19 protein-coding genes are annotated in these 22,140 nt (G+C 73.1%); 9 read left to right on the top strand and 10 right to left on the bottom strand.

The genetic code is table 11. The features are described from left to right. Nucleotides 1-37 precede the first annotated feature (37 nt). The 3 genes from ACWH95_RS10270 to ACWH95_RS10260 form a co-directional block, all read right to left on the bottom strand. Complete coding sequence (locus ACWH95_RS10270) at nucleotides 38-1,054, bottom strand: DUF222 domain-containing protein (RefSeq protein WP_454120612.1); 1,017 nt, start codon at nucleotides 1,052-1,054, stop codon at nucleotides 38-40. Next, nucleotides 1,015-1,668 (bottom strand): hypothetical protein, encoded by a 654-nt coding sequence (locus ACWH95_RS10265; RefSeq protein WP_454120611.1) that lies wholly within the window; start codon nucleotides 1,666-1,668, stop codon nucleotides 1,015-1,017. The genes ACWH95_RS10270 and ACWH95_RS10265 overlap by 40 nt, the downstream gene beginning before the upstream one ends. Before the next feature lie 204 nt (nucleotides 1,669-1,872). After that, nucleotides 1,873-2,310 (bottom strand): Lrp/AsnC family transcriptional regulator, encoded by a 438-nt coding sequence (locus ACWH95_RS10260; protein WP_205812604.1) that lies wholly within the window; start codon nucleotides 2,308-2,310, stop codon nucleotides 1,873-1,875. A gap of 150 nt (nucleotides 2,311-2,460) precedes the next feature. On the opposite strand from ACWH95_RS10260, the gene pdhA reads away from it, so the two are divergent. The 8 genes from pdhA (at nucleotide 2,461) to paaZ (ending at nucleotide 12,759) form a co-directional block, all read left to right on the top strand. Then, nucleotides 2,461-3,579, top strand: a complete 1,119-nt coding sequence (gene pdhA / locus ACWH95_RS10255; protein ID WP_136029125.1) for a pyruvate dehydrogenase (acetyl-transferring) E1 component subunit alpha — start codon at nucleotides 2,461-2,463, stop codon at nucleotides 3,577-3,579. 131 nt (nucleotides 3,580-3,710) lie between these two features. Beyond that, nucleotides 3,711-4,682, top strand: coding sequence for an alpha-ketoacid dehydrogenase subunit beta (locus ACWH95_RS10250; protein ID WP_136044543.1), 972 nt, complete (start codon nucleotides 3,711-3,713; stop codon nucleotides 4,680-4,682). Then, nucleotides 4,679-6,232: a dihydrolipoamide acetyltransferase family protein gene (locus tag ACWH95_RS10245; RefSeq protein ID WP_378803506.1), complete on the top strand. Its 1,554-nt coding sequence runs from the start codon at nucleotides 4,679-4,681 to the stop codon at nucleotides 6,230-6,232. Before ACWH95_RS10250 ends, ACWH95_RS10245 begins: the two co-directional genes overlap by 4 nt. Nucleotides 6,233-6,366: 134 nt before the next feature. After that, nucleotides 6,367-7,686 carry an MFS transporter gene (locus ACWH95_RS10240; RefSeq protein ID WP_206251595.1) on the top strand — a complete coding sequence of 440 codons (1,320 nt, stop codon included), beginning with the start codon at nucleotides 6,367-6,369 and terminating at the stop codon, nucleotides 7,684-7,686. Nucleotides 7,687-7,809: 123 nt separating this feature from the next. Then, nucleotides 7,810-9,003 carry a thiolase family protein gene (locus ACWH95_RS10235; RefSeq protein ID WP_378803505.1) on the top strand — a complete coding sequence of 398 codons (1,194 nt, stop codon included), beginning with the start codon at nucleotides 7,810-7,812 and terminating at the stop codon, nucleotides 9,001-9,003. Beyond that, on the top strand, nucleotides 9,000-9,767 hold the full coding sequence (locus ACWH95_RS10230; RefSeq protein WP_378803504.1) for an enoyl-CoA hydratase/isomerase family protein: 768 nt from the start codon (nucleotides 9,000-9,002) through the stop codon (nucleotides 9,765-9,767). Before ACWH95_RS10235 ends, ACWH95_RS10230 begins: the two co-directional genes overlap by 4 nt. Next, nucleotides 9,764-10,663, top strand: coding sequence for a 3-hydroxyacyl-CoA dehydrogenase family protein (locus ACWH95_RS10225; protein ID WP_247638497.1), 900 nt, complete (start codon nucleotides 9,764-9,766; stop codon nucleotides 10,661-10,663). Before ACWH95_RS10230 ends, ACWH95_RS10225 begins: the two co-directional genes overlap by 4 nt. A 14-nt stretch (nucleotides 10,664-10,677) precedes the next feature. After that, the gene (gene paaZ, locus ACWH95_RS10220) at nucleotides 10,678-12,759 is read left to right on the top strand and encodes a phenylacetic acid degradation bifunctional protein PaaZ (RefSeq protein ID WP_454120610.1); all 2,082 of its coding nucleotides are present in this window, start codon (nucleotides 10,678-10,680) and stop codon (nucleotides 12,757-12,759) included. Between the two features lie 37 nt (nucleotides 12,760-12,796). Here paaZ and ACWH95_RS10215 read toward each other — a convergent pair whose 3' ends face one another. The 7 genes from ACWH95_RS10215 to dhaK form a co-directional block, all read right to left on the bottom strand. Next, complete coding sequence (locus tag ACWH95_RS10215; RefSeq protein ID WP_136032119.1) at nucleotides 12,797-13,411, bottom strand: TetR/AcrR family transcriptional regulator; 615 nt, start codon at nucleotides 13,409-13,411, stop codon at nucleotides 12,797-12,799. A gap of 62 nt (nucleotides 13,412-13,473) precedes the next feature. Then, nucleotides 13,474-14,799 (bottom strand): phenylacetate--CoA ligase PaaK, encoded by a 1,326-nt coding sequence (paaK, locus tag ACWH95_RS10210; protein WP_136035419.1) that lies wholly within the window; start codon nucleotides 14,797-14,799, stop codon nucleotides 13,474-13,476. Between the two features lie 24 nt (nucleotides 14,800-14,823). Next, nucleotides 14,824-15,252 (bottom strand): hydroxyphenylacetyl-CoA thioesterase PaaI, encoded by a 429-nt coding sequence (gene paaI, locus ACWH95_RS10205; protein WP_136032123.1) that lies wholly within the window; start codon nucleotides 15,250-15,252, stop codon nucleotides 14,824-14,826. 114 nt (nucleotides 15,253-15,366) lie between these two features. Continuing rightward, complete coding sequence (locus ACWH95_RS10200) at nucleotides 15,367-16,650, bottom strand: hypothetical protein (RefSeq protein ID WP_454120609.1); 1,284 nt, start codon at nucleotides 16,648-16,650, stop codon at nucleotides 15,367-15,369. A 181-nt stretch (nucleotides 16,651-16,831) separates the two neighbouring features. Further along, nucleotides 16,832-19,582 (bottom strand): phosphoenolpyruvate--protein phosphotransferase, encoded by a 2,751-nt coding sequence (ptsP, locus tag ACWH95_RS10195; RefSeq protein ID WP_454120608.1) that lies wholly within the window; start codon nucleotides 19,580-19,582, stop codon nucleotides 16,832-16,834. Further along, entirely contained in the window at nucleotides 19,582-20,223 is a 642-nt protein-coding gene (gene dhaL, locus ACWH95_RS10190) for a dihydroxyacetone kinase subunit DhaL (RefSeq protein ID WP_247638494.1), read from the bottom strand. Before dhaL ends, ptsP begins: the two co-directional genes overlap by 1 nt. Then, entirely contained in the window at nucleotides 20,223-21,215 is a 993-nt protein-coding gene (gene dhaK, locus ACWH95_RS10185) for a dihydroxyacetone kinase subunit DhaK (protein ID WP_136030276.1), read from the bottom strand. The genes dhaL and dhaK overlap by 1 nt, the downstream gene beginning before the upstream one ends. 147 nt (nucleotides 21,216-21,362) lie before the next feature. Here dhaK and ACWH95_RS10180 point away from each other — a divergent pair, with 147 nt between their 5' ends. Beyond that, a complete protein-coding gene (locus tag ACWH95_RS10180) occupies nucleotides 21,363-22,130 on the top strand; it encodes an IclR family transcriptional regulator (RefSeq protein WP_454120607.1) in 768 nt (255 codons plus the stop codon). The last annotated feature ends 10 nt before the right edge of the window (nucleotides 22,131-22,140 follow it).

The following is a 22,140-nucleotide window of genomic DNA, read 5'->3' as shown; positions in this document are numbered from 1 at the left end:
CCTTCGGCGGGTCACGGCGCGGACGCCGGTCTTCTTCTCATTGTCGGTCGGCCCCTCCGACGGCACTTGTCGCGGAGCGCGCCGCAGATGTCTCCGCGCGAAGGATGCGTGCGCGGCGGGCGTGCGGCGGCTCCGCACCGGGGCGCGGCCCCCTCGGCGGTGGGGTGCGCCATCGTCGCGCGGGATCCCACCAGGCCGGTCCTCGCACCTGGGGCACTCCCCCTCGCGTGCGGATCTGCCAGCCGGACGTGTCGAGCGTGCGGTGATGGTGCCAGCACAGCGCGACGCCGTTGTCGGTGTGGGTCGGGCCCCCGCGGGCATGCTCCGTGACGTGGTGGATCTCGCACCAGGCGGCGGGGACGTGGCACCCGGGGATGAGGCACTCGCGATCTCGGACACTGATCGCGCGGCGCTGCGCGGTCGTGAAGATCCGCTCGCTCGACCCGAGCCCGACGATCCGCCCGTCCGCCCCGAGGACGACCCGCTGCACCGTGCCGCCGCAGGCCGCGTGCGCGGCGACCCGGGTCGAGACCGGTGTGCCGACGCCCTCGACCTGCGCCCAGCCTCGTCCTCGGGCGAAGTCCTCGGCGGCGACCGTGACCACCAGGGTCGGGGCGCCGCCACCCAACCGCGGCATGTCGTCGTGGCGGGCCGCGATCCCCAGCGCTGCCGCGAGCGCATCGTGCTGCTTCTGTGTGCGGGTCCGCCCATCGACCATCCCTCCGGCATCTCCGGACGGGAGCGCATCGTCCTCCGGAGAGAGGGGCAGGTCGCCGGCGGAGGCGTCATCGCGATCTGCGGACGGCACGAAGTGGACGCCGGGAACCGGCGGTCCCTCGACCCTCGGGTTCAGGTACGCGTCCCAGATCCGCTGCAGTTGCCCCGCGACCTCGGGCAGCAGCGCGCCCCGGATCGGGATGACGCCGTCCTTGGCGCGTGCGAGCACCACGCCCCGAGCTCGCATCGCGATGTCTTCCGCAGGCTCCGCGCCATCGGGATCGAGATACTGCAGGATCACCTGTGCCCGCACCCGCAGATCCTCGGGAGTCGGCACGGGGCCTGCCTCGTGCCCGTCCGGTGGGCGTGCGTCGCGCGCGCCCCGTCCGCCCCGTCGCCGGCCACCGCGCCCTCGCCGGCCGCCGCGCCCTCACAGGTCTCCGCGCCGCGCGCGACCTCAGCCAGATACGCGTCGGCCCGCCACCGGTCTTCGAGGCGTACGCGGGCGCCGGCCTGCTCGATCGGCCCGGTCGCGGCCAGCAGCCCCGTCACGCCGATCGCCCCCTCGACGAGGGCGTCGCGCAGCGCCGGCCACCGCGCCGGGAGCCACTCCCCGGAGGAGAGGTCGACCTCGCGGCGCACCAGCCGCGCGGCCTTCAGCGTCCGTGCGGCGGTCGCCGCGTCCACCCGGAGGACGCGTTGCAGGAGCTCGTTCATCGACCGGCAGCCGAACCGCCCGCAGAACGCCGGCTCCCCCGACCCCGCAGGACGCTGATCGACGTTCGCGACCGCTTCCACGACCACGGCCTCCACCCGTCGCTGGATCTCGCCCGCCACCCGCAGCAGCTCCATCATGTCCCCCGCGGCGAGAGCACTCAGGGTGCCGGATCGCAGCACCGCATCGAGGGCGACGACCGTGTCGCCCAGAACCGCTGCCGATGTGCTCTCCATGGGACGATTCCATCGGGGGCCACCGACATTCGGAGCCGGATAACCCCAGGCCAGAGAGATATTCCGGAACACGCGAGCGAGACATCCCGTACCAGCGCGGGCTCGCGGACAGCCCTCGACGGCAGCGCACGACGGGCGCACGATCAACCGCCCGCCCCGTCTCCACGTCGTTCACCCGGGCACCACGTCGCCGTGGCTCGAGCGTCAGGTGCGGTCGTCGTCCTCGAAGATCAGGATCGTGCGGGTCGACCGGATCGAGGGGATCGCCTGGATGTCCTCGAGCACGATGCGGCGGAGGTCGCGGGCGTCGTTCGCCCGCACGAGCAGGAGCACGTCGAAGTCTCCGCCGACCAGGGCGATGTGCTCGATCTCGGGGATCGCCCGCAGCCGAGCCCGGACGTCCTGCCACGTGGCCTGCTCGATCGCGAGGGTCACGTAGGCACTCGCGTGGTGACCCAGCAGCACGGGGTCGGTGCGCACGGTGTAGCCGGTGATGACCCCCGCGTCGGTCAGCCTCTTGATGCGCGCGTGCGCCCCGGCACGGGAGATGTGCACGGCCTCGGCGATCGCGGTCATCGACGCCCGCGCGTCCCGTCGGAGCTCGGCGAGGATCGCGCGATCCGTGTCGTCCAGGGCCGTCATGGCACCCCTCTCATCCCGTTCTGAATCCTGACATTGTGAACGCCAGATCCGCAACCATCGTGCAATCGTCCACGATCTGACCGGGGATATTGGATGACTGTCGCGACCGGGGCATGCTGTCCTCATCGAGTTCGGCGAGGGAGGCGGACGATGCTGCACACGGACCTGCTGCCGCGGGACACCGCGGTGAATCTGATCACGGCGGACGGCACGACCGTCCACGACGAGGCCTACGCGCTGCCTGACGCGGACACGCTGCTCACCGCCTACCGGGGTCTCGTCGAGGGCCGCCGCATCAACGAGCAGGCCAACGCGCTCGTGCGACAGGGGCGCCTCGCCGTGTACCCGTCCTCGCACGGGCAGGAGGCGTGCCAGGTCGCGGCGGCCATGGTGCTCGGCGACCGGGACTGGCTGTTCCCGACCTACCGCGACTCGGTCGCCGTGATCGCCCGCGGTGTCGCTCCGGCCGAGGCTCTGGTGCTCCTCAAGGGCGACTGGCACTCGGGGTATGACGTCCGCGCGCACCGGGTCGCACCGCAGGCCACTCCCCTGGCCACGCAGCTGCTGCACGCGGTGGGGTTCGCGCAGGCGGCGAAACACCGCGGGGAGGACACGGTCGTGCTGGCCCTGTGCGGCGACGGCGCGACGAGCGAGGGCGACTTCCACGAGGCGATGAACTTCGCCGCCGTGTTCCACGTGCCGGTCGTGTTCTTCGTGCAGAACAACGAGTTCGCCATCTCGGTGCCCCTGTCGCGCCAGACGGCCGCTCCCTCGCTCGCCCACAAGGCGATCGGCTACGGCATGCCGGGCCAGCGCGTCGACGGCAACGACGTCGCGGCCGTGCTGGCGGTGCTGACCGAGGCCGTGGATCGCGCGCGGGCGGGCGGCGGGCCGTCGCTCGTCGAGGCGCACACGTATCGCATGCAGGCGCACACGAACGCCGATGACGACACCCGCTACCGCGAGCGCGACGAGGTGCAGGCGTGGATCGCCCGTGACCCGCTGCTGCGACTGCGCGCACACCTGACCGCCGCTGGCGCGCTCGACGAGGACACCGAGAAGCGCTTCGCCGCCGGGGCGGAGGAGATCGCCGCCGCGATGCGCGAGGCGCTCAACACCGACGCCGATCTCGACCCGGAAGACCTGTTCCGCTTCGTGACCACGAGCCGGTCGCCTCAGCTCGAGGAACAGTGGCAGCTGCTGCACGGCGAGCTCGAACGAGACGGGCTCGCCCACGCCGCAGCCGCGACGAACGGAGGACAGCGATGAGCATCGCCGAGCACGACACCCGCCCCGCGGCCCCCGCCGACACCGCGAACACCGACACCGCGAACACCGACACCGCGAACACCGGCACCGGCGGCACCCACGCACCGGACGCCGCCCCCGCACCGGCCACGATGACGATGGCGGCCGCCCTCAACCTCGCGCTCGCCGACGCGCTGGCCTCCGATGCCGACGTGGTCGTGTTCGGCGAGGACGTCGGCGCGCTGGGCGGCGTGTTCCGCATCACTGACGGCCTCACGGCCCGCTTCGGCGAGGACCGCTGCTTCGACACCCCGCTCGCGGAGTCCGGCATCATCGGCACGGCGGTCGGCATGGCCATGAACGGCCTGCGCCCCGTGGTCGAGATGCAGTTCGACGCGTTCGCCCTGCCGGCGTTCGAGCAGATCGTCAGCCACGTCGCGAAGCTCGGCAACCGCACGCGCGGCGGCATCCGGATGCCCCTCGTGATCCGCATCCCGTTCGGCGGGGGCATCGGCGGGGTCGAGCACCACTGCGACTCGTCCGAGGCCTACTACGCGCACACCCCGGGGCTCACGGTCGTCAGCCCATCCACCCCGCAAGACGCGTACTCGCTGCTGCGCGCGGCGATCGCTTCGCCCGACCCCGTGGTGTTCCTGGAGCCGAAGAAGCTCTACTGGTCGAAGGGCGAGGTCGACACCACCGTCACGGCCGAGATCGGCTCCGCGCGCGTCGCCAGGGACGGCACCGATGTCACGCTGCTCGCCTACGGCGCCTCCGTCGCGCTCGCCCTGGAGGCGGCCGAGGTCGCGGCGGCGGAGGGGCGCAGCGTGCAGGTGGTGGACGTGCGGTCGCTGTCTCCCTTCGACGACGAGACCGTGACCGCCGCCGTGCGCTCCACCGGGCGGGCTGTCGTGATCGCCGAGGCGCCGGGCTTCGTGAGCGTCGCCTCGGAGATCCAGGCGCGCGTGTTCGAGCGGTGCTTCGAGTACCTCGCCGCGCCCGTGCGCCGCGTGACGGGCTTCGACACCCCGTACGCGCCGCCGAAGTTCGAGCACTGGTATCTGCCCGACGTCGACCGCGTGCTCGACGCGATCGACACGCTGCACTGGGACGAGGACGCATGAGCACTCCCGTGAAGACCGCCGTCCGCGTGTTCCGCCTGCCCGATCTCGGCGAGGGGCTCACCGAGGCCGGGCTCGTGCAGTGGCTGGTCGCGGTGGGCGACACGATCGTCACCGATCAGGCGATCGCCGAGGTCGAGACCGCGAAGAGCGTCGTGGAGCTGCCGTCGCCGTTCGCTGGTGTGATCACGGCGCTGCACGGCACCCCGGGCGACACGATCGACGTCGGCGCCCCGGTCCTGGAGGTCGCCGACCCCGGACACGTGCCGCACGACGCCGCGGGCACGCCGGACGCCGACCCCGCCGCGACGACCGAGCAGGAGGCGTACCGGCAGGAGGAGCGCGCCGGCTCCGGCAACGTGCTCATCGGCTACGGCACCTCGGCGTCGACCACGAAGGGCCGGCGCCGCCGACCCGCGCACGTCGGCGCGGCCGCTCCCCGCGACGCCTCCGCCGGATCCGCTGGCCCCGCAGCCGCGCCTGCCGAACCGCAGCCCGGTGCTCCCGGTGCTCCCGGCGCTCCCACCCCCGGCACCGGCGCGGCCGCGGGCGGCTCGGGCTCCGTCGATGCTCCCCCCTCCGCGCCGCGCCGCCCCGTGGCCGTCCGTTCACCCCTCGTGCGACGCCTCGCGCGAGACCTGGGGCTCGACGTGCACACCATCACCCCGAGCGGAGCCGACGGCGCCATCACCCGGGCCGACGTCCTGCGCGCCGCCGTGGACCACGCGGTCGACGGCGTCACCGCGCCGCATCACACGGCCTCCGACTCCGCGGCCCTCGGCACGACGGCAGGCGCCACCTCGGCCTCCGGCGCCGCAGCCCCGACCTCCACGACCGGCACCGGCGAGCTCGACGGCCTCCCCGTGCGATCCCGCGAGCGCCTGTCGCCGCTGCGGCGTGCCGTGAGCGCGAAGCTCGCGCGCAGCCGCTCCGAGATCCCCGAGGCCACGGTCTGGGTCGACGTGGATGCGACGGAACTGTGGGACCTCCGCGGGCAGATGGCCCCGGAGGGCGAGCGGCCGCCGTCGATCACGGCACTGCTGGCGCGGTTCGTGCTGCTGGCGCTGGAGGACTATCCGGTCCTCGCGTCGCGGCTGAGCGAGGACGGCGGCGAGCTGATCTCCTTCGACGGCGTGAACCTGGGCGTCGCGGCCGACACCGAGCGCGGCCTCCTGGTGCCGGTGGTCCCGCGGGCGCACGCGCTCACGGTGGCGCAGCTCGACACGGCGCTGCGCGAACTGGCCGCGACCGCCCGCTCCGGGTCCATGCCGCCCGAGCGCCTGCGCGGCTCGACCTTCACGCTCAACAACTACGGCGGCCTGGGGGTCGACGGCTCCGCGGCGATCATCAACCATCCTGATGTCGCGATCCTCGGCATCGGTCGCATCATCGAACGCCCGTGGGTCGTGGAGGGAGCGATCGTGCCGCGGCGGATCGCCCAGCTGTCGCTCGTGTTCGATCACCGGGTCTGCGACGGCGGTTATGCGGCCGGGTTCCTGCGCCGGGTGACGGAGCTGATCGAGCATCCGCTGCGTGCGTTCGGGAGGATCTGAGGCCGCAACCCGCTGCGCACTCTCGTGGAGCGGCGGACGATGCGCTACGCTCGGCGATTACTGACCGATCATTCGGTAAGTAATCGACGGCGTCCCCCGCGCCGCCCGACCCGACGCAGAACAACGGAGTTCGCATGACCTCAGCCACCGCTGCCGCCTCGTCCACCGGAAGGATGCCCGCCGAAGAGCGCCGGGTGCTCGCGGGCACCCTCGTGGGCACCTCGATCGAGTGGTACGACTTCTTCATCTACGCACAGGCCGCCGGCCTCGTGCTCGCGCCGCTCTTCCTCGCCCCGATCGCGGAGTCCAGCCCGGGGCTCGCCCAGGTGCTGTCGTTCGCCACGATCGGCATCTCGTTCCTGTTCCGCCCGCTCGGCGCGATCGTCGCCGGACACCTGGGCGACAAGCTCGGCCGCAAGAAGATGCTCGTCTTCACGCTCGTCATGATGGGCCTGTCCACCTCGCTGATCGGCCTGCTGCCGACGTACGCGGCGATCGGTGTCGCCGCGCCGATCCTCCTCATCCTCCTCCGCATCCTGCAGGGCTTCTCCGCGGGCGGCGAGTGGGGTGGCGCCGCCCTGATGGCCGTCGAGCACGCGCCGACGGGCCGGCGCGGCCTGTTCGGCGCCTTCCCGCAGATCGGTGTGCCGGTCGGCATGATCCTGGCGACGTTCACGCTGTGGGCGCTGACCAGCTCGATGTCGCCCGAGGCGTTCCTGGAGTGGGGCTGGCGCATCCCGTTCCTGCTGTCGATCGTGCTGATCGCGGTCGGCTACGTGATCCGCCGCGCGGTCGACGAGAGCCCCGTGTTCGAAGACCTGCGCCGCCGCCGCAAGGAGGCCTCGGCCCCGCTCGGGCAGCTGTTCCGCTCGAACACCAAGCAGGTCGTGCTGACGGCCGTCATCTTCATCGCGAACAACGCCGCCGGCTACCTGCTCATCGCGTTCTTCGCCACCTACGCGGTCACCGCGCTGGGGATGGAGCGTCCGCCCGTGCTCCTGGCGACCACGCTCGCCTCGTTCGGCTGGCTGATCTTCACGCTGTGGGGCGGGCACCTCTCCGACCGCCTCGGGCGCATCCGCACCTTCCAGATCGGGTACGTCGCCCTGGCGGTGTGGGCGATCCCGATGTGGTTCCTGATCGACACCGCGAACATCGTCTGGTACTTCGTGGCACTGTTCGTGATGACGTTCGCCCTCGGGCTGTCGTACGGCCCGCAGGCAGCGCTGTACGCCGAGATGTTCCCGGCGAACGTGCGCTACTCGGGCGTCTCGATCGGCTACGCGCTGGGCGCGATCCTCGGCGGGGCGTTCGCGCCGATGATCGCGGAGTCGCTGCTGAACCAGTTCCACGCGGCGTGGACGATCGGCCTCTACATCGCCATCGCCTCGGTCATCTCGCTCATCGGGGTGTCGCTCGTGAAGGAGACGAAGGGCGTGGACCTCTCCGTCTGACGCGCGGGATCCGGGATCGCGGCCGGCCGTGCGCCTGTGCCATAATTACCTTACGATCGGTCAGTAATTCACGGCCGGCCGCTCCCCGGACCACCCGCAGGACGACGATGTCAGGAGATCCGCATGCCAGAGGCCTATCTCGTCGGAGGCGTGCGCACGCCGGTCGGGCGCTACGGCGGCACCCTCGCCACGGTCCGCCCCGACGATCTGGCCGCCCTCGTCGTCGGCGAGGCCGTGCGGCGCGCCGGGCTCGACCCCGCGACCGCGGAGCTCGACGAGGTCATCCTCGGCGCGGCGAACCAGGCCGGTGAGGACAACCGCAACGTCGCCCGGATGGCGGTGCTGCTCGCGGGGCTCCCCGACACCGTGCCCGGCATCACCGTCAACCGGCTCTGCGCCTCCGGCATGTCGGCCGTGACCATGGCCGCCCAGGCGATCCGCGCCGGCGACGCCGACCTCATCGTGGCGGGCGGCGTGGAGTCGATGACCCGCGCGCCCTGGGTGCAGGCGAAGCCCGAGAAGGCCTGGGCCAAGCCCGGAGCCGCGTTCGACACCTCGATCGGCTGGCGCTTCCCCAACCCGCGGCTGCTCGCGCGCGACAAGGCCACGTTCACGATGCCGGAGACTGCGGAGGAGGTCGCCCGCGTCGACGGCATCACGCGCGCGGAGGCCGACGCGTTCGCCGTGCGGTCGCAGCAGCGCGCCGCCGCCGCGATCAGCGCCGGTCGCTTCGCCCCCGAGATCGTCGGCGTGCCCGTGCGCAACGGCGAGGTGCTCGTCGACGAGGGCCCCCGCCCCGACACGACCCTCGAGGTCCTGGCCAGGCTGCGCCCCGTGGTCGCGGGCGGCGAGGTCGTGACCGCGGGCAACTCCAGCGCCCTCAACGACGGCGCGTCAGCGGTGCTGGTGGCGAGCGCTGCGGCCGTGGAGCGCTACGGCCTCACGCCCCGCGCGCGCATCGTGGTGGGCACCTCGGCCGGACTCGCCCCCGAGGTCATGGGGCTCGGGCCGGTGCCCGCGACCGAGAAGGCACTGCACCGTTCGGGGCTGTCGCTGGACGACCTGGGGTCGATCGAGCTGAACGAGGCCTTCGCATCGCAGTCGCTCGCGTGCATCCGCCGCCTCGGACTCGACGAGGACCGGGTGAACGCCGACGGCGGAGCCATCGCGCTGGGCCACCCCCTCGGCTCCTCGGGCTCGCGGCTGCTGGTCACGCTGATGGGCCGCATGGAGCGTGAGGGCTCGCAATACGGCCTGGCGACGATGTGCGTCGGCGTCGGGCAGGGGGCGGCCACGATCCTGGAGGCCGTGCGATGACCGCGGCGCCGACCGCCGAGACCCCGCCCGCGACGCCGCTGCTGGTCGAGCACCGCGAGGACCGGGTGATCGCGACCCTGAATCGTCCGCACAAGCGCAACGCGATCGACCAGGCCACGATCGACGCGCTGCACGCCCTGTGCGCGGAGCTGGAGGAGACGCCGAAGACGCTGATCCTCACCGGGGCCGAGGGCGTGTTCGCCGCGGGTGCCGACATCGCCCAGCTGCGGGAGCGCCGCGCCGCCGACGCGCTGCGCGGCATCAACGCCCACGCGTTCGTGCGCCTCGCGGAGCTGCCGATGCCCGTGATCGCCGCGATCGACGGCTACGCCCTGGGCGGTGGGGCCGAGCTCGCCTACGCCGCGGACATCCGCCTCGCCACGCCCGCGCTCCGCATCGGCAACCCCGAGACCGGTCTCGGGATCATCGCCGCGGCCGGGGCATCGTGGCGGCTGAAGGAGATCGTGGGTGAGGCCAGGGCCGCCGAGCTGCTGTTCACCGGTCGCACGGTGCTCGCCGACGAGGCGCTGCGCCTCGGGATCGTCTCCGCTCTGCACGAGCCGGACGAGCTGCTCGACGCCGCCCACGCCGTGGCCGACCGCATCGCCCGCAACGACCCCGCGGCCACGATGGCGACCAAGCGCGTGCTGCGCGCCCCGCGCGACCGGCACCCCGCCGTCGACCTGGAGGAGCAGTCCGTGCTCTTCGAGAGCCCGGAGAAGTTCCGCCGCATGACCGCCTTCCTGGAGCGGAGAGACCGATGACGACCACCTCACCTTCCCCCTCCGCGGCCGCCGCGACGGCCCCGCCCACCGCCCCGGCGCGCGTCGGCGTGCTCGGCGGCGGGCGCATGGGCGCCGGCATCGCGCACGCCTTCCTGCTCGCGGGTTCCCGCGTGACCGTGGTGGAACGCGATGACGCGGCGGCGGAGACGGCGTCCGCGCGCGTGCTCGGCTCCGTCGACGCCTCGATCGCCCGCGGCTCCGCCACCGACACGGTCGCGTCGTATCGGGCACGCTTCGCGACCGGCACCGACGCGGCCCTCTTCGCCGACTGCGACCTCGTCGTCGAGGCCGTGCCGGAGGACCTGAGCCTGAAGATCGAGGCGCTCACCCGCGTGGAGGCGCAGCTCTCCCCCGCCGCCGCCCTGGCCTCCAACACATCCTCCATCGCGATCGACGAGCTCGCCGCCGTGCTCGACCGCCCGGCGCGCTTCCTCGGCCTGCACTTCTTCAACCCGGTGCCCGCCTCGACCCTGGTGGAGATCGTGCGCGGCGCGGCGACCGACGCGGCCCTGACCGACGCGGCCCGCGGCTGGGTGCACGCCCTCGGCAAGACGCCGATCGTGGTCGCCGACGCGCCGGGCTTCGCCTCCTCACGACTGGGCGTCGCGCTCGGCCTGGAGGCGATCCGGATGCTGGAGGACGGCGTCGCCTCGGCGGCCGACATTGACGCCGCCATGACCCTCGGCTACAAGCATCCGGTGGGCCCGCTCCGGCTCACCGACCTCGTGGGGCTCGACGTGCGGCTCGGCATCGCCGAGTACCTGGCCGCGCACCTGGGCCCGCGCTTCGAACCCCCCGCTCTGCTGCGCCGTCTCGTCGCCGAGGGCCACCTCGGCCGCAAGAGCGGACGCGGCTTCTACGACTGGGACGACTGATGAAGGGAACCCCCATGACCGAGATCCTCCCCAGCTACGTGCAGGGTGCGTGGTGGACCCCGTCCGCCGACACCGAGGCCACCGAGGTGCGCGACGCCTCCACGGGCGAGGTGGTCACGCGCGTCTCCACGACCGGGCTCGACCTGGGCGCCACCCTGGACCACGCGCGCACGGTCGGGCAGGCGTCTCTCGGCGCGCTCACCTTCCACCAGCGGGCCGTGCTGCTGAAGAAGCTCGCGCTCGCCCTCACGGCGCGCAAGGAGGAGCTGTACGCGCTGTCGAGCCGCACGGGCGCCACGGCGCAGGACTCCTGGGTCGACATCGACGGCGGCATCGGCGTGCTCTTCGCCTACTCCAGCAAGGGCCGCCGTGAGCTGCCCAACGCGAAGGTCTACGTCGACGGCGCCGTCGAGAACCTCTCGCGCGACGGCTCGTTCCTCGGCCGCCACATCTACACGCGCCTGCCCGGGGTGGCCGTGCAGATCAACGCCTTCAACTTCCCGGTGTGGGGGTCGCTGGAGAAGTTCGCGCCCGCCTTCCTCGCCGGGGTGCCCACGGTCGTGAAGCCCGCGACGCCCACCGGCTACCTCACCGAGGCGATGGTGCGCGTGATGGTCGAGTCCGGGCTGCTGCCCGACGGCTCGCTGCAGCTGGTGTCGGGCAGTGCGCCTGACCTGTTCGACCATCTGCGCCTGGGCGACCTCGTGGCGTTCACCGGCTCGGCCTCGACCGCGGAGCGCCTGCGCGCGCACGACGCGGTGCAGACCGGCGGTGTGCGCTTCACGAGCGAGACCGACTCGATCAACGCGTCGATCCTCGGCACCGACGCCGTGAGCGGCACCCCCGAGTTCGACGCCTACGTGAAGCAGCTCGTGACCGAGATGACCTCGAAGGCCGGGCAGAAGTGCACCGCGATCCGCCGCGCCATCGTGCCTGAGGACGCGGTTGACGACGTGATCGCCGCCGTGCGCGCGCGCCTGGAGCAGCGGATCGTCGTGGGCGACCCGCGGGCCGAGGGCGTCACGATGGGCCCGCTCGCCTCCCTCGCACAGCGCGACGAGGTGCGCCGCCAGGTGCGACGGCTGCAGGAGGGGGGCGGCGAGCTCGTGATCGGCTCGACCGACGACCCCGCGGTGCGTCACGCCGACGGCAGCGAGGCGACCGCCCCCGACGGCGCCTTCGTCGCCCCGATGCTGCTGCGCTTCGCCGACGCGACCAGCCCCGCCGTGAACGAGATCGAGGCGTTCGGCCCGGTGTCGAGCATCGTCGGGTACCGGTCGCTGGCCGAGGCGTCGGAACTCGTGGCCCGCGGCGGCGGCTCCCTCGTCACCAGTGTCGCGACCCACGACCCCGAGGTCGCGACGACCCTGGCGGCCGGCATCGCCGCCTACAACGGCCGGGTGCTGTTCCTCGACCGCGACGACGCGCGCAGCTCGACCGGTCACGGCTCCCCCCTGCCCAACCTCGTGCACGGCGGGCCGGGCAGGGCGGGCGGCGGCGAGGAGCTGGGCGGCATCCGCGCGGTGCTGCACCACATGCAGCGGACGGCCGTGCAGGGCTCCCCCGAGATGATGACCGCGCTCACCGGCGTGTGGCATCAGGGCGCGACGGCCCGCCCCTTTGAGGCGAACGACGGCGTGCATCCGTTCCGCAAGTCGCTGTCCGAGCTGCGGATCGGCGATCAGGTCGCAAGCCCCTCGCGCACCGTGACCCTCGACGACATCGAGACGTTCGCGGCGTTCACGGGCGACACCTTCTACGCGCACATGGACGAGGCCTCCGCGGCCGCGAACCCGTTCTTCCCCGGACGGGTCGCGCACGGCTACCTGCTGGTGTCGTGGGCCGCTGGGCTGTTCGTCGACCCGGCGCCGGGACCCGTGCTGGCCAACTCCGGCCTGGAGAACCTGCGCTTCGTGACGCCCGTGTCACCCGGCGACGAGATCCGGGTCGAGCTCACCGCCAAGCAGATCACCCCGCGCGAGACCGACGAGTACGGCGAGGTGCGGTGGGATGCGGTGCTGAAGAACCAGGACGACGAGATCGTCGCGACCTACGACGTGCTCACACTCGTCGCCAAGGAGCTCGCCGCCGTGTGAAAGCGCGGGGCGCCGGGCGGGCGGGGTGTCCGGCGCCTCAGCGGCGGCGCAGGCCGTCGAGGGCGATGGCGACCACGTCGTCGGCGAGCCGGTCCGCGCCCTCACGCCCTCCGGGGCGGTACCACTCGACGATCGAGTTGATCATGCCGAACGTGAGGCGGGCCACGACGGCCGCGTCGATGTCGGAGCGCAGCGACCCCTCCGCCTGCGCCTCTCCGACGAGCGCGGTGATGCGCCGGTCGAACGCGCGACGGCGCGTGAGCGCACGCCGCTCCACGTCGGTGTTCCCGCGGACCCGCAGCAGCAGGGTCACGGCGGGCAGCTGCGACACGAGCACGTGCACGGCGCCGCGCAGCACGTGCTCCAGGCGCGCGACGGCGTCGGGCGCCTGGCCGCCGTCCGTGAGCGGCAGCGGGTCGTCGACAACGGCCTCCAGGCCGCTCAGGGCAGCGTCGAGCGCCCGGTCGAGGATGTCGTCCTTCGAGGCGAAGTGGTGGTAGATCGCCGACTTCGACAGGCCAAGGCGCTCGGCCAGCTTGCCGATCGAGGTCGCGTCGTAGCCGTGCTCGTTGAACGCGGCGACCGCGACGTCGAGGATCCCCTGCTGGTCGTACCCGGGGCGGCCGCGCCGCGTGGTCTGCATCTCGGACATCCCCCACAGTCTCCCATCGCGGCGCCCCCGCGCCGTGCAGGCCGCGCGATCTCGGCGCCGTGTCAGCGCAGGTCGTAGACGCGCTTGTACTTGCCCTCGCTGCGGGGCAGGGCACCCGGCTCCTCCAGCCGCACCGCGACCGTCGACCCGACGAACACCTTGATGCGCTGTGCCAGCACCTTCGCCGCCGCCGCGCACGTGTCCACCGAGAGGTCGGGGTGACGCTCGATGCGCACGGTCAGCGCGTCCATCCGCCCCTCCTTCGTCAGCTCCAGGATGAAGTGCGGGGTCAGCTGCTCGATGCCCAGCACCAGCTCCTCGATCTGCGTCGGGAACAGGTTCACGCCGCGCAGGATGATCATGTCGTCGTTGCGACCCGTCACCTTCTCCATGCGCCGCATGCCCGGCCGCGCGGTGCCCGGCAGCAGGCGCGTGATGTCACGCGTGCGGTAGCGGATCACCGGGAAGGCCTCCTTGGTGAGCGAGGTGAACACGAGCTCGCCGCGTTCCCCGTCGGGGAGCGCCTCGAGCGTGTCGCCGTCGATCACCTCGGGCAGGAAGTGGTCCTCCCACAGGTGCGGCCCGTCCTTGGTCTCCAGGCACTCGTTCCCGACCCCGGGCCCCATCACCTCGCTGAGCCCGAAGATGTCGAGCGCGTCGAGGTCCAGGCGCTGCTCGAGCTCGTGCCGCATCTCGTTCGTCCACGGCTCGGCACCGAGCACCGCCACCTTCAGCGACGTCGACCGGGGGTCGATGCCCTGCGCGGCCATCGCGTCCGCGATCGTGAGCAGGTAACTGGGCGTGCACAGGATGGCGTCCGGCTCGAAGTCGCGGATCAGCTGCACCTGCCGTGCCGTCTGCCCGCCCGACATCGGGATCACCGTGGCACCCAGGGCCTCGATGCCCGCGTGCGCTCCGAGGCCGCCCGTGAACAGGCCGTAGCCGTAGGCGTTGTGCACCTTCATGCCCCGCCGGATGCCGCTGGCCCGCAGCGACCGCGCCACGAGCGAACCCCAGCGGTCGAGGTCGCCCCGGGTGTAGCCGACCACGGTCGGGCGGCCCGTGGTGCCGCTGGAGGCGTGGATGCGGGCGACCTCGTCCATCGGCACCGCGAACATCCCGAACGGGTAGGTCTCGCGCAGGTCGTCCTTCGTCGTGAAGGGCAGGCGGCGCACGTCGTCGAGCGACCGGATGTCGTCGGGGTGCACGCCCGCCTCGTCGAACTTGCGGGTGTAGAGCGGCACGTTCGCGTAGGCGTGGCGCACGGTCCGTTGCAGCCGCTCCAGCTGAAGGGCCTCGAGCTCCGCACGGCTCAGGCGCTCCTCGGGGTCGAGTTCCTCGGCGGCGGGCGGGCGGAGGGCGGAAGCGGGGGCGGTCGTCGTCGACACGGGGGCTCCTCGGGTTTCGGCGGGTCAGTGGGTCTGGGGCGTGGTGCGGGAGCGGCCGCGGAACTCGGCGACGGTGTCGCCCTGCTCGTCGACCACGGTGACGTCGTAGATGCCGGAGCGCCCGGTGCGGGTGCGTCGCACGGCCGTGGCCGTGAGGGTCTGCCCGGCGACGGTCGGCTTGAGGAAGGCGATGTCGGCTCCGGCCGCGACCGTGACCCGGTCGTCCTCATTGCAGGCGATCGCGAAGGCCGTGTCGGCGAGCGCGAACACGAACCCGCCGTGGGTGATGCCGAAGCCGTTGGTCATGTCATCGCGCACGCGCATCGAGACGACCGCATGACCGGGGTCGTCGCGCTCGACCGTGAGCCCGAGCATCGCGGACGCGCGGTCGCGCTGCATCATGGCGCGATTGGGCTGCACGGCCTCCGCCGTCTCCGTCGTCACATCCGTCATCGCCGACCTCCTCGTCGCGCTGGGGACGGGACGCCGCGGTCCCGCTCGGCCCATACTAACTGAACGATCGGTCAGTAAGACAGGGCGGGACCGCGGCCCGACGCAGAGCGTGCGTCAGTCGACGGTGAGGGGCGGGGTCAGCGTCGCATCCTCCACCGTGATCCCGGTGATGACGGCCGCCGGATCCGCGGCGTCGCGGTCCGCGCGGAAGCGAACCACGCCGCCCTCCCTCGTCGCCCACTGATAGAAGTCCTCGCCGGACGAGACGATCTGCAGGAACGTGCCATCGGGGAATGCGGCGACGGCGTCGGCGAGCGGCGCCCCGATGCGCACGCCCTGGGCCGCCGGGAGCAGGTCGCCGTTCGGGTCGACGTCACCGTCCAGGTTCGCGATGCCGGCGGTCACGCCGCTGAGCCGCGCCCCGTCTTCGGTGAAGTGCAGGATGAGCGAGGACTGTCCGTCCGGACTCACCAGGCGCGCGGCCGTGTCCGTCCAGGTGAACTCCTCGGCCGTCGCGCCGGGGACCGCGGCGAGCGCGGCGGCGCGGTCGGCACCGAAGATCAGAGGACCGACGCCCGTCGGCGTCAGCTCCCACGTGCTCCAGTCGGCGGAGGGATCCTGCTCGGACGGCGTCGGCGTGAGGGGCGGCTGCGCGGTGAGCTCGTCCACGAGCGCGGTCTTCGCCTCCACCGCACGGTCGCGCAGCAGGAGCGCAGCGGCCTCCGCGTCGAACGCGGAACCGTCCTGTGCCGGCTGCCACGCGTGCACGATCACGTTGCCGACCGCGGCGAACGCGTGGTGTGCACGCCACGGGCTCCCCGAGGAGTCGAGTTCCAGCGTCCCGGCGAAGGCGCGGACACCATCGCCGTCGGGAGCCACGGAGGCCGTGAAGGACCCCGGCCCCTGGGCGTCGAACTGCGCGCAGCTCTCGACCGTCGACACGAGGTCGTCCATCCGAGCGGACGCGTTCTCCTCCGAGGCGAACTGCAGGATCTCCTGCCTTCCGCTGTTCCCGGCGTCTGCGCCATCGACCCACGGCACCGTGCGCGCGCCGACGCTGCGCATCGACGTCTCGCTGATCAGGAGCCTGCAGACGGCCGGAGCGAAGTCGGGACCGCCGCCGTCGGCGTACTGCACGAGCGTGTCCGTGATCGCGGTCGCGGGCGGTGCCCCCGGGAAGAGGCCGGCGACCTCCTGCGGAGTCAGTGCGAACGACTCCAGCTCGTCGCCGACGAAGAGCAGCGGCCCATCGTACGGCTCCGGCGCCGAGGTCGACGGCGCGGCCGAAGGACTCGACGCGGGCTCGGGAGTCGGTGCGCACGCGGACACCCCCGCGAGCGCCCCCACGAGGACGGCCGCGAGGCCGCCTCGCGCGATCGATCTCTTCACGAACGACATGCTGGACATTCGACCCTCCGGTGGTCTCTCACGCGCCGACGGCGCGTCCCCTGCCGCGAGCGTAGTGGTCCGGCCCACCAAAATACTGGCCAGCCGACCACCGTGACGAGAACGATACGGATCGCATGCCCGCATCGGCATACACCCCCGCCGCGACCGCAGAAGCCCGCGTCGGGCGCCGTCACCCGGCGTGCGTCACGGCCGCCCGCGCCTCGGCCGCCGTGGGGGCACCGGCCGCGGCCTCGGCCATCCGACGGCAGTCCTCGACGGTCACCGCGTCCAGCGCCGCGGCCACCCGGCCGAGCGCACGCGGGGTCATCGACAGGGAGGTCACGCCGAGCCCGACCAGCACGGGAGCGAGGGCCGGATCGCCCCCGGCCTCACCGCACACCCCGACCGGCTTCCCCGCCGCGCGACCCGCCGCGCCCACCATGCCGATCAGGCGCAGGACTGCGGGCTGCCACGGGTCGTTCAGCTCGCCGAGGTCGCTCAGCAGGCGGTCGGCCGCCAGCGTGTACTGGGCGAGGTCGTTCGTCCCGAGGCTCACGAAGTCCACGACCTCGAACAGCTCGGCCGCCAGCAGGGCGGCAGCGGGCGTCTCGATCATGATCCCGACGCGGTCCAGCCCGGCGGCGTGACACCGCTCCGCGAACTCCCGCGCCTCCTCGACGGTCGCGACCATCGGCGCCATCACCTCGACCTCGGCCGACTCCGCATCCGCCGCGCGCGCGAGGGCCCGCAGCTGATCGTCGAGCAGGGCGGGGTTCCGCCGGGCGATGCGCAGTCCGCGCACACCGAGGGCCGGGTTGTCCTCGTGATCGGCGTTCGCGAAGGGCAGCGGCTTGTCGCTGCCCGCATCGAGCGTGCGCACCACCACCGTGCGGCCGGGGAACGCGGCGAGCACTCCGCGATACGCCTCGACCTGCTCGTCGATCGTCGGCGCATCGACACGGCCGAGGAAGCAGAACTCGGTGCGGAACAGGCCGACGCCCTCCGCCTGCGCGGCCGCCGCCGACGCGGCATCGCTCGCACCGCCGACGTTGGCGAGCAGCGGGAGGCGCGTCCCGTCCGCCAGGCGCCCGCGACCGTCGAAGGTCACGACGGTGGACGCTGCGCGCGCGGACGCCACGTCGACCTCATCCGGATCGACCGTCACGGTGCCGCGTTCTCCATCCACCAGCACGGTGGTGCCCTCGGAGATCGCGAGGGCGCCGGCGAGCCCCACCACCGCGGGGAGCCCGAGCGACCGCGCGATGATCGCGGTGTGCGAGGTCGGGCCGCCCTGCTCCGTCACCAGCGCCACGCACCGCCCCCCGTCCAGGGTGGCGGTGTCGGCCGGCGACAGGTCGGTCGCCACCAGCACGAACGGCTCGTCGCGCTCCGGCACACCCGGCAGGTCGACCCGCAGGATCTCCGCGATGATGCGATCGCGCACGTCGCGGATGTCGGCGGCGCGCTCGGCCATCCGGCCGCCGAGCGCGAGGAGGGCCTTCTCGTGCGTCGCGGACGTCTCCCAGACGGCGCGCGCGGCCGTGCGTCCCTGCGCGCGCACGAGCTCCGTCGCCTCCGACACCAGCTCCGGGTCGGACGCGAGGAGCCGGGACGCATCGAGGATCGCGCGGGCCTCGCCGGTCGCCTGAGCCGTGCGCGAGCGCAGCTGGTCGGCCACGGCCACCGCGGCCCACTCGATCGCCGACACCTCGGCCTCGCGCTCGTCCGGCGCGACCACCGTCTCGGCGTCGGGCTCCGGCAGCGGCGGCGCCACGTGCACCACCGGCGCCGCGACCCTCCCCGGGCTCACACCGCGCCCCCGCAGCACGGCCCCGGGCTCGATCGGCACCGGTCCGTCCGCATCGCCGTCCACACCCGCTGCGTCCGCAGCCGAACCCGCTCTCTCCCCGTGGGCGTCGTTCGTCTCCGCGCCGGCGCCACGGCTCCCGGTCTCCGCGGCGGCGGCAACACCCGGGCCGTCCGCCGCGACGGACGCATCCGGACCCCCGACGGTGGCGCGAGCGCCCTCTCCGCCGGCACCGTCCGCGGCTCGGGTGTCGTCGCGCTGTGCGTCCTCCGTGCCCTCGGCGAAGCCGTCGTCGAACAGGGCGACCAGCCGGTCGAGGGCGGCCCCGGCATCGGGACCACGGCCGATCAGCTCGAACTCCGTGCCCTGCCGCGCTCCAAGCGCGAGCAGGCGCGTGAGGCTGCGCGCCGCCGCCTCGATCCCGTCGGGCAGCCGTCGCAGGCGCACGTCCGCGCCACCGGCGGCCTCCGCGATCAGGGCGGCCGGGCGCGCGTGGATGCCCAGCGGGTTGCGCACCCGCACGCGACGCACACTCACGCCCTCCTCATGCGCGCCCGGCTCCGGCGGGTCCGCCGGAGTCCCGCCCGTCGCCGCGGATCCTGACCCGCTCGGCGAGTCCCCCCGCGTCCCTGGCTCCGACTCCGGCACGGCCGCGGACCCGGTCGTCGTACCCGCTCCCACCCCCGTGCTCCCGGCGGCGCCCGCCTCCGCCTCGGGCTCCCCGAGCTGTCCGCTCTTCGCCACCAGCGCTCCGGTCGCCTCCGCGGCCACGGCGTCGAGGTCGGCCCCGGCCGCGGCGGCGACCACCGCGGCGAGCAGCCCCTCCACGAACGGCGCGGGCGCCAGTCGCACCGGCACGTCGCTCGCCCGCAGCTCCAGCGCGAGCTCGGCGCTCAGCACCGCGGACCCGAGGTCCATCAGCACCAGCACCCCGTCGCAGTCCGCGGCGAGCACATCGATCGCGGTCGCGACGGCCACGGCGTCGGTCCCGAGTACCGGGGCACCGTCGGCGTCGACCCCCGCGCCCGCCGCCACCTCGACGCGCACGCCTCCCCCCGGCACCATCTGGAGGGCGAGCTCGAGCGCCGCCTCCCCGAGCCGGGCGCTGTGGGAGACGGCGACGATGCCGATCATCAGGCGCTGTCCGCGATCGCGGCGGCGAGCGTGTCGAACAGGATCGCGGTGGAGGCCGCGCCCGGGTCGAGGTGCCCCGCGCTGCGTTCGCCCAGGTAGCTGGCGCGCCCCTTGCGCGCCACCAGGTCGAGGGTGGCGTCGCGCCCCGCGGCCGCCGCGTCGGCCGCCGCCCGGGCGGCGTCGCCCACCGAGGACCCGTCGGCGAGCGCCGCGTCGAACGCATCGACCGCCGGCGCCATCGCGTCGTACATGGTCTTGTCCCCCGCCTCGGGCTTGCCGCGGGCGACGATGCCCTCGAGTCCGGCACGCAGGGCCGCGGCGAGCGCGGGGCCGTCCAGCTCCGAGACCGCTCCGGCGGACATGCCCATGCGCAGGAAGAAGGTGCCGTACAGCGGGCCGCTCGCTCCGCCCACCGAGCTCACGAGCGTCATGCCGACCGTCTTCAGCAGCTCGTCGACCGTGGCCGGGGTCCCCGCGGCCAGCTTGTCTCCCACGGCCGCGAAGCCGCGGGCCATGTTGGCGCCGTGGTCGGCGTCGCCGATCGCGGAGTCCAGCTCAGTGAGCCAGTCGCGCTGCGCGGTGACCGCGTCGCGGTAGCGGGTGATCCAGTCCGCGAGCTGCGCGGTGCCGACGGCCGCCATCAGGCGCCCCACCGCAGGCCGGGGGTGACCACGGGTGCGTCCCACAGCCGCAGCAGCTCGTCGTCGGCCTTCAGCACCGTGACCGAGCAGCCGGCCATGTCGAGCGAGGTGATGTAGTTGCCGACGAGGTTGCGGGCGATCTGCACGCCCGACTTCTCCAGGATCGCGGCGACCTCGCCGTACATGAGGTAGAGCTCGATGAGCGGGGTCGCACCCATGCCGTTGAGCATCACGATCGCGGGACCGGCCGCGTCGATGTCGCCCAGGATGGGTTCGACGAGCTGGCGGGCGATGTCGGACGCGGGCGCGAGCGGCTCGCGGTGCCGGCCCGGCTCGCCGTGGATGCCGATGCCGATCTCCATCTGGTCGTCCGGGAGGTCGAACGTGGGCTTGCCCGCGGCGGGCACGGTGCAGCTCGTGAGCGCCATGCCCATCGAGCGCCCCTGTCCGTTGATGCGCTTCGCCAGCTCGACGACGGACGCGAGGTCGCGGCCCTCCTCGGCGGCGGCGCCCACGAGCTTCTCCAGCAGCACCGTGAGCCCGACCCCGCGGCGTCCCGCCGTGTACAGCGAGTCCTGCACCGCGACGTCGTCGTCGACCACGACCGTGCCCACCTCGATGCCCTCCATCGACGCAAGCTCGGCCGCCATCTCGAAGTTGAGCACGTCGCCGGTGTAGTTCTTCACGATGTGCAGCACGCCGGCGCCACGGTCGACGGCCTGGGTCGCCACCTGCACGCGGTCGGGGGTGGGTGAGGTGAAGACCTCCCCGGCGACGGCCGCATCGAGCATGCCCGTGCCCACGTAGCCGCCGTGCAGGGGCTCGTGTCCCGACCCGCCACCGGACACGACGGCGACCTTGCCCTGCGCCTTGGGCGTGGCCCGCGTGATGACGTGGTTCTCCAGATCCACCGACAGCTCCGGATGAGCGGCGGCGACGCCCCGCAGGGATTCGACGAGGACGTCTTCCGGGGCGTTGATGAGCTTCTTCATCGTGCGATCTCCTTTGATGCATCGTGCGCTGTCCCGAAAATCCGAAAGGAATTCGTTAATGTCGAATATGCTCGGAGCCTGCCGGCTTGTCAAGATCGTTCAGGCGACCGGCGCGACCGGGTCGACGACGACCGGAAGGAGACGCGGATGATCCAGGCGATCGACCGTGCGGCGAAGATCCTCGACCTGCTGCAGGGGGCGCGCCACCTCGGCATCACCGACCTGTCGAGCGCGCTCGGCCTGCCGCCGTCGACCGTGCACGGCATCGTGAAGTCGCTGCGCGCGCACGGCCTGGTCGCCAAGGAGCGCGGAGGGCAGCGCTACATGCTCGGCCCCACCCTGCTGCGCCTCAGCAACGTGTACCTCGACAGCCTCGACGTGCGGGCGCGGTCCATGCGCTGGACCCAGGAGCTCGCCCGCCGCACGCACCTCTCCGTGCGCCTGGGAGCGCCGCACTTCACCGACGTGCTGGTGATCCATCACAACCTGCGCCCCGACGACAGCCAGCAGATGCTCGAGACCGGTATGGCGATCCCCGCGCACGCCTCCGCGATGGGCAGGGTGCTGCTCGCGTACGACCAGGGGTTCCAGCGGACGGTGTTCGACGCACCGCTGCGCAGCCTCACCGGCGACACGGTCACCGACGTCGCGCGGTTGACGCTGGAGCTGCCCGCGATCGCCGAGCGGGGCATGGCGGGCGAGTTCGACGAGGCCGTGCTCGGTGAGTCGTCGCTCGCGGCGCCCGTCGCCGATGCCTCCGACGCGATCGTCGCCGCGGTCGCCGTGGTCCTGCCGACCTCGCAGACCCCCGCCTCGGACGCCGTCGTGAACGCTCTGCGCGAGACCGCGAGGAACATCTCCCGCGAGCTCGGCGCGACCTCCTGGCCCCCGCGCATCTCCCCCGCCGACGACTGAGCCCGGGGCC

This window comes from Microbacterium sp. NPDC055502, from assembly GCF_053643635.1.
Note: the sequence above shows the minus strand (reverse complement) of the source record. Positions and strands in the feature narration are given on the sequence as shown.